The sequence below is a fragment of the Nostoc sp. genome, assembly GCF_036919595.1.
In the GTDB taxonomy this organism is placed as follows: Bacteria; Cyanobacteriota; Cyanobacteriia; order Cyanobacteriales; family Nostocaceae; genus Nostoc.
Genome location: NZ_JBALCO010000058.1, coordinates 1 through 6,351, shown reverse-complemented (window position 1 = coordinate 6,351; position 6,351 = coordinate 1). Strand labels below are relative to the sequence as shown.

The 6,351-nt window shown below is 40.7% G+C and carries 6 protein-coding genes; 3 read left to right on the top strand and 3 right to left on the bottom strand.

Features of this window, described 5'->3' with window-relative positions; translation table 11 throughout:
* Positions 1 to 281 precede the first annotated feature (281 nt).
* Both V7K21_RS07545 and V7K21_RS07540 read right to left on the bottom strand, forming a co-directional pair.
* Entirely contained in the window at positions 282 to 440 is a 159-nt protein-coding gene (locus tag V7K21_RS07545; protein ID WP_335172960.1) for a hypothetical protein, read from the bottom strand.
* A gap of 78 nt (positions 441 to 518) precedes the next feature.
* Complete coding sequence (locus V7K21_RS07540) at positions 519 to 707, bottom strand: hypothetical protein (RefSeq protein WP_335172959.1); 189 nt, start codon at positions 705 to 707, stop codon at positions 519 to 521.
* 130 nt (positions 708 to 837) lie between these two features.
* Here V7K21_RS07540 and V7K21_RS07535 point away from each other — a divergent pair, with 130 nt between their 5' ends.
* The 3 genes from V7K21_RS07535 to V7K21_RS07525 all read left to right on the top strand — a co-directional run bounded on the left by V7K21_RS07535 (position 838) and on the right by V7K21_RS07525 (position 3,992).
* On the top strand, positions 838 to 1,215 hold the full coding sequence (locus V7K21_RS07535) for a hypothetical protein (protein WP_335172957.1): 378 nt from the start codon (positions 838 to 840) through the stop codon (positions 1,213 to 1,215).
* 234 nt (positions 1,216 to 1,449) lie between these two features.
* Positions 1,450 to 2,325 (top strand): SDR family oxidoreductase, encoded by an 876-nt coding sequence (locus tag V7K21_RS07530; RefSeq protein WP_335172955.1) that lies wholly within the window; start codon positions 1,450 to 1,452, stop codon positions 2,323 to 2,325.
* Positions 2,326 to 2,495: 170 nt separating this feature from the next.
* Complete coding sequence (locus tag V7K21_RS07525; RefSeq protein WP_335172953.1) at positions 2,496 to 3,992, top strand: HlyD family efflux transporter periplasmic adaptor subunit; 1,497 nt, start codon at positions 2,496 to 2,498, stop codon at positions 3,990 to 3,992.
* A 345-nt stretch (positions 3,993 to 4,337) separates the two neighbouring features.
* Here the strand turns inward: V7K21_RS07525 and V7K21_RS07520 are convergent, their stop codons facing one another.
* Positions 4,338 to 5,969, bottom strand: a complete 1,632-nt coding sequence (locus tag V7K21_RS07520; RefSeq protein ID WP_335172951.1) for a S8 family peptidase — start codon at positions 5,967 to 5,969, stop codon at positions 4,338 to 4,340.
* Positions 5,970 to 6,351: the final 382 nt, after the last annotated feature.

Sequence of the window (6,351 nt, the reverse complement as noted above, 5' to 3'; positions counted from 1 at the left end):
TTTTTGATCTTTTTCTTCTGGATTCATGCTTGAACACTACCATCTTTCTTCCCTCATGGGAATATTCCTGACATTCCTACCTGGGCAGTTACAAATCTAGTTCCCTCCCCTTTATAAGGGGAGGGTTAGGGTGGGGTAAAAAAACGTTGATACACCAATTATGACTTTTCAAACATCCTCTCAACAGCTTTTGGCTAAACTGAATATTTTTTATTTGGGAGTCCCTAAAATCGAATTTAATAAGCAAAATGACATTTGACTTACTCAAAAGCTGTGTTTGCTTACTCAAAAGCTGCTTTTACTTTCTCATTTTGGTGTTTTCCGCAAGCAAAAGGAGCTTTTACTTTCTCATTTCGGTGTTTTCCGCAAGCAAAATGAGCTTTTACTTTCTCAAAAGCTGCTTTTGCTTTCTCATTTTGGTGTATTCCGCAAGCAATCAAGCATATTGAGATAGCAATATGCTTGATTGCTGACTCATTCCAGTAATTCGCACACTCGTGACAACTGTCCCTTTGAAATTACTTCTCTTTATCTTTCTCTAATGCTTCCTCGATCGCACGACGGCAAAATTCTGGAGGATCATCCTTGGTGGATAGTTCTTCCTTCATAGTCTTGGTTATGCGTAGGTTAATCCTCTCTGTTAATGATTCTTCTCTATTTGATTTAATTGGTTGTAAATTTTGTGGATTCCCTTTAGGATTAGGCATTATTGAGAAATATAAACAAGGCTTGATTTACTTGGTGCCAAAACAATAGATTGTTTTTTTTGGTGGTTGCTACAACTTGCCGGAAGTACAACCACCAATATCCAATTTCAAAAATGGACACTACTATTTTATGTTCACGCGTTCTGAACTTGAAATCAAGACTATTAAAGAATTACGCGACTTGTGTCGTAGATACGGCATCAAACCAACCGGGAATGCAGGATACAAAACCTCGTACATCGTAACTCTGATGGCATTTCCATTTTTAGCGCTGCAACAAATGAAGCAAGGTAAAGGATTAAAATTCCCTAACTTTAACGCTATCCAGATAATCAGTTCTGCTATTGAGGAAATGAATTCACCCACAGATGAGCAAGCAGCACTAATTCGGATAACTTTAGAGGGCAAGAAAATGAGCTATCCTGACCGATACGACCAGGAAAACCTGCTGAACTTGCACAAGGCTAAGATGTCGCTTGAACAAGCTATTAACTTGTTGATCCAGTAAAACTAATCCCATTACCCTATCCCCTGCATCTACAAAGATATGGGGGATCATTTGTAGAGTATTAAGATAAATAAGGTGTGATCTATTGGCTTAGTTGGCGTGAGGATATCTTGAGCATAGTAAAAAAGTATAAAGATATGCTCACGTTGTTTAAGTATTGCTCAACGGGTTTTGAGCATATATCGAGCATTTCAAGAACTATAAACGCTGAAAGTATTCAATTTAGGTATTTATATGTTTCTAATAACTGGAGCAACGGGAGGAATTGGTCGCAGAGTTGTGCGACTCCTACGGCAACGAGAGCAGTCTGTGCGGGCATTTGTCCGCCTTAACTCGCGCTATAGCGAGTTAGAACACCGGGGTGCAGAAATTTTCATCGGTGACTTGCTAGAGGAAAAAGATATCCAAAAAGCTAGTCGGGATATCCAGTATATTATCAGCGCCCACGGTTCTGATAGCGATGCCCTATCTTTAGATTACCGTGCCAATATTGAACTGATTGACCAAGCAAAAGCCAATGGCGTAGAGCATTTCGTCTTCATTTCTGTATTGGGAGCCGATCGCGGATATGAAGACGCTCCTGTGTTCAAAGCCAAACGAGCAGTAGAGCGATATTTGGCAGCTAGTGGCTTGAATTACACAATTTTACGCCCAGCTGGATTAGCATCTAACTTGTTGCCACTAGTAGAACGATTTCGGGAAACGGGATTGTATTTGCTGATTGGCGATCGCAAAAATCGTACCTCAATTGTAAGTACCGATGATTTAGCAAGGATAGTGGTGGATTCTGTGACAGTTGAAGGGGCTCGGAACCAGATTTTACCAGTGGGAGGGCCAGAGATTTTATTACGAGAAGATATTCCACGAATTTTTGGTCGGATCTTCACCAAAGAGCCAGTAATAATTAACTCACCACTATTTCTCATTGATGGGTTACAAGGTGGATTGGGCTTATTTAATCCCCAAATCCAGAAAGCTTTGGGAACCTATCGCACATTGCTAGCAAATGAATTTTTCTGTACAAAAGATGAAATCGCCAATTTAGAGGTAATTTTTAACTTCCAATTGGAGACATTAGAAAACTTTTTGCGGCGCTATCTAGCTGTTTAAATTAAGTAATGGGGCATGAGGCATGGGCATGGGGCATGGAGCATGAGCAGAAAAACTAATACCCAATGCCCAATGCCCAATACTTCTCTACGAGAGGCTGCGCCAACGGCTTACTACGACTTCGCTACTTCAACGCCACTCAGTACAAGTGCCCAATAATCTAAAATTTTATGAAATCTTCCCTAGCTGCAAATGCTGCTCAAGCCCGTCAGACAAAAGAGCGATTCGCTCAACCGGAGGAACAACTCACCTATGAATTGGGGAAGGCGGTACAGGAATTGCCACCCCTGTACACTAGATTATTAGCGGGAACGATGAGCGTCATTGTATTTGGGGCGATCGCCTGGGCGCACTTCTCACAAATAGATGAAGTAGCAACAGCACAAGGGGAATTAATTGCTTCCACACAGGTAAGACCGGTGACATCCTTGGGTGGAGGGTCAATTGTCGCCGTCAAAGTGCAAGAAGGCGATCATGTTACCAAAGGTGAAATTCTGATTCAAAAAGATCCAGACTTGCAAATAACTGATGTTTCCCGCCTAGCCAAATCTACTAGATTGATTCAAGACGATTTGCAACGTTTGGATGCAGAACGCACCGGAGGCAAAACTACTGGGACGAAAGTGCAAGATGAACTTTTAAATTCCCGCCTGCAAGACTTCCAAGCTCGTCAAGCAGCGGCGGAAGCAGAAGCAAATCGCCAAATAGCACTCATCAATCAAGCCAAAGTCCGCTTGACTCGATTGCAAGACAACTTAGTTAATGCCAAAAGCAGCGTTGGCAATGCCAAAACCAACCTTGTGAACGCAGATAGCATCCGAATTAAAATTGAAAGTAATTTGGCACTTGCTCAAGAAAGGGAAAAAAGCCTACACACCCTAATTACTCCTGGCGCTGTACCTCGTGTCGATTATTTGGATGCCCAAGAAAAATTAACTCTTGCAAAGACAGAAATCACTAGAGCACAAGATAATGTTACCAATAGCCAGAATAAAATTACAGAGGCTCAAGATAAAGTCACATCATTAGAAAAAGATATTGCTGCCCAAGTCCAAGAAATTCACCAAGCAGAACAAGCTTACAACGCTGCACGCAGTCAAACCGAGCGTGTATCATCAGAACGCCAAAGTGAAATTTTGACCCAGTTCAACAAGCGTAAAGAGGAACTGACAACTGCTCAAGGTCAATTAGAGCAGGCGAGGAAGCAGCAAGCTTTAGAAACGATTGAGGCTCCCGTTGCCGGTACGATTTACAGAGTTAAAGCCACTAAGGGCCCAGTGCAATCTGGTGAAGAATTGCTGTCAATCTTGCCGGAAGGGGAAGAAATGCTCTTAGAGGTGAAAGTTCTCAACCGCGATATTGGGTTTATTCGTCAAGGAATGAAAGCAAAAGTGAAAATGGCGACTTTCCCCTTCCAGGAATTTGGCACTGTAGATGGCGAAGTTGTACAAGTCAGTCCGAATGCAATTGTTGATAAAGAATTGGGGTTAGTTTTCCCCACCAGAATTAAGGTAAATAAACACTCAGTGAACGTGCGAGGTCAAGAAGTAGAATTTACACCAGGAATGGCTGCTACAGGTGAAATTGTCACTCGTAAAAAGTCAATTTTGACATTCATTACCGAACCTGTGACACGGCGATTCAATGAGGCATTTTCTGTTAGGTAGGTTTGTATCTCCTATTTGAACAAAATGTTCCCTCTCATTTGAGACAACCTACAAAAGAGCAATCGCACTTTATTATTCCAAGCAATAGAAAGGCGATCGCTGCCAATTAACTTTTGTAAAAAAGAGTGATCGCCTATTTTCTCTCATCCTGTGATAGCTTTTTATCAAATATATTCTATCTGAAATATATGTTATTTTCGCCTGGTATACTTATCGGGAAAGGATTGTTAGCAATAATTATAAAAATGTAGAGACGCGAAATTTCACATCTCTACAAACTTTTTCAGTTGGTTGATTTTCTTAAGCGAGCAGTATTAAACTAAACTGCAAATCGCTATATAATTTTCAAGCAATACCCAAAAATTTTCTAGACTGCTCTATTTGTTTTTGGATTCCCTCCAGTAATTTGCCAAAATCAGGATTATCCTGATCATCATTATCATCATCATTGCTATCCACATTGATGCTGCTCATAATCTTCTCAGAGTTTTGGAATTGCGACCATAATTCTGGATTGGCTAATCCGTTATTACCTTCGGTTGGTGTCTGATATTTTGTCGTTTCTGTAATTGCCTGACCTGTTAAAGAACCGACATGAGAATTATTAAAACTAGAAATTGTCTGTGATGTCAGATAATTTGCTGTTTGTGCGTTGATGTGTAGCAGGTTGTCGTCAGACATCGCCTGCCTTGCCAGAGAACTGACATTGGAAAGATTAAAACTAGAGGTTGTAGTTTGTGCACTATTTATTGCTGTGTTTGCAATCACCTGATTCGCTAGAGAACTGACATTAGAAAGATTAAAACTAGAGCTTGTAGTTTGTGTACTATTTCCTGCCGTTTCTGTGATAATCTGACGGACTTGGGCATCAGTCAGGTTGGGGTTAGCACTAAGCATCAGAGCAACTACACCAGCAACATGGGGAGCAGCCATAGACGTGCCGCTATAAGTGGCATACTCATTATTCGGAACTGATGAGTAGACATTGACTCCTGGGGCTGTGACGTAAGCGATTTCCTTCGTTCCAGAGCGATTAGAGAAGTCAGGCATATTATTATTTCTATCTACTGCCCCAACGGCAATTCCCGACTTGTATGCATGGCGAGCTGGATAGTCTGGTGATGAGCCACCATCATTACCTGCTGCCATGACGACAATCACTCCTTTGCTGCTGGCATAGTCAATGGCTGACTCTAAAGTCTGATTGGTAGATGGCCCTCCTAAACTGAGGTTAATCACATTAGCTCCATTATCCACAGCATAATCAATGCCCTTAGCGATGGAAGTGTAAGAACCGGAGCCAGAGTCATCTAAAACTTTGACGGGCATAATCTTGGCATCATAAGCAATACCAGTGACACCGTAGTTATTATTTTCTCCTGCGATCGTCCCGGAAACATGAGTGCCATGACCGTTGTCATCTAGGACATTATTAGTATTGTCAACAAAGTTCCAGCCATGGATATCATCAGCATAGCCATTGCCATCATCATCTTTACCATTGCCAGCAATTTCCTTGGGATTCGTCCAGATATTATCCTTTAAATCTTCGTGGTTGTAGTCAACTCCAGTATCTACAACAGCGACAACAATACCTTTACCCGTGTATCCATGTGCCCAGACTTCCGGTGCTTTAATCAGGTCTGCTCCCCAATTATTGCCACCAAGATTAGGAACATCAGCAAAGGTATTCTGACCAGCAGCTTTAGCCACTGCTGCTGCTGCATTAATCAAGCCATAGCCATTGGTGGAGTTATAATTCGCAGTGCTAAAAGCAGTAGCAGCGGCGTTACTGCTATTTTTAGAGTCACCCCTATTTTGCAATTGCACATCAGCATCGGCTGAGTTGTAGCTACTACGTCTGATTGAGTTGAGGCTATAGTCATCCTTCGTATTAAAGCTATCTAATGAGGAGATTGAAGTGACATTGAGCCGTTTATTTGACAACACATTGTTATTAACATGATCAATGCTCATAAGTATTTTTTCTCAAAGATAGCAATCTTTTCTTGACAGCTTGAAGCGTTAAAACCTTTTTTTCAAAGGTTTTAATGTGTGAATTAACTCCATTGTCAATAATTACTATGGAATTTCAGAAAAAATTGCTAATTTTACTACCAAAAAACATTCTAAAAATAGTGCTTTTTATGAAGAGTCAATTTATCAAGTCAATTTTGAATTATTATTAGTTAACTAATCGAAATTGATGCCATATAAAAATTGCATTATATTTATAAAATTAGAATTTGCAGAGATTTTTAATGCATACAGCATTTACGGGTGTTATGAGGTACAGTAGCAGCAACTAGCAAACCAGTTTCTTAAATGTTGAGGATTTATTAAGCCGAGTGCAACTGAG

Bases quoted from the DNA above. Each gene is read 5' to 3' on its own strand.
- V7K21_RS07540 (WP_335172959.1), bottom strand. From the start codon at position 707: ATGCCTAATCCTAAAGGGAATCCACAAAATTTACAACCAATTAAATCA.
- V7K21_RS07535 (WP_335172957.1), top strand. From the start codon at position 838: ATGTTCACGCGTTCTGAACTTGAAATCAAGACTATTAAAGAATTACGC.
- V7K21_RS07530 (WP_335172955.1), top strand. From the start codon at position 1,450: ATGTTTCTAATAACTGGAGCAACGGGAGGAATTGGTCGCAGAGTTGTG.
- V7K21_RS07525 (WP_335172953.1), top strand. From the start codon at position 2,496: ATGAAATCTTCCCTAGCTGCAAATGCTGCTCAAGCCCGTCAGACAAAA.
- V7K21_RS07520 (WP_335172951.1), bottom strand. From the start codon at position 5,969: ATGAGCATTGATCATGTTAATAACAATGTGTTGTCAAATAAACGGCTC.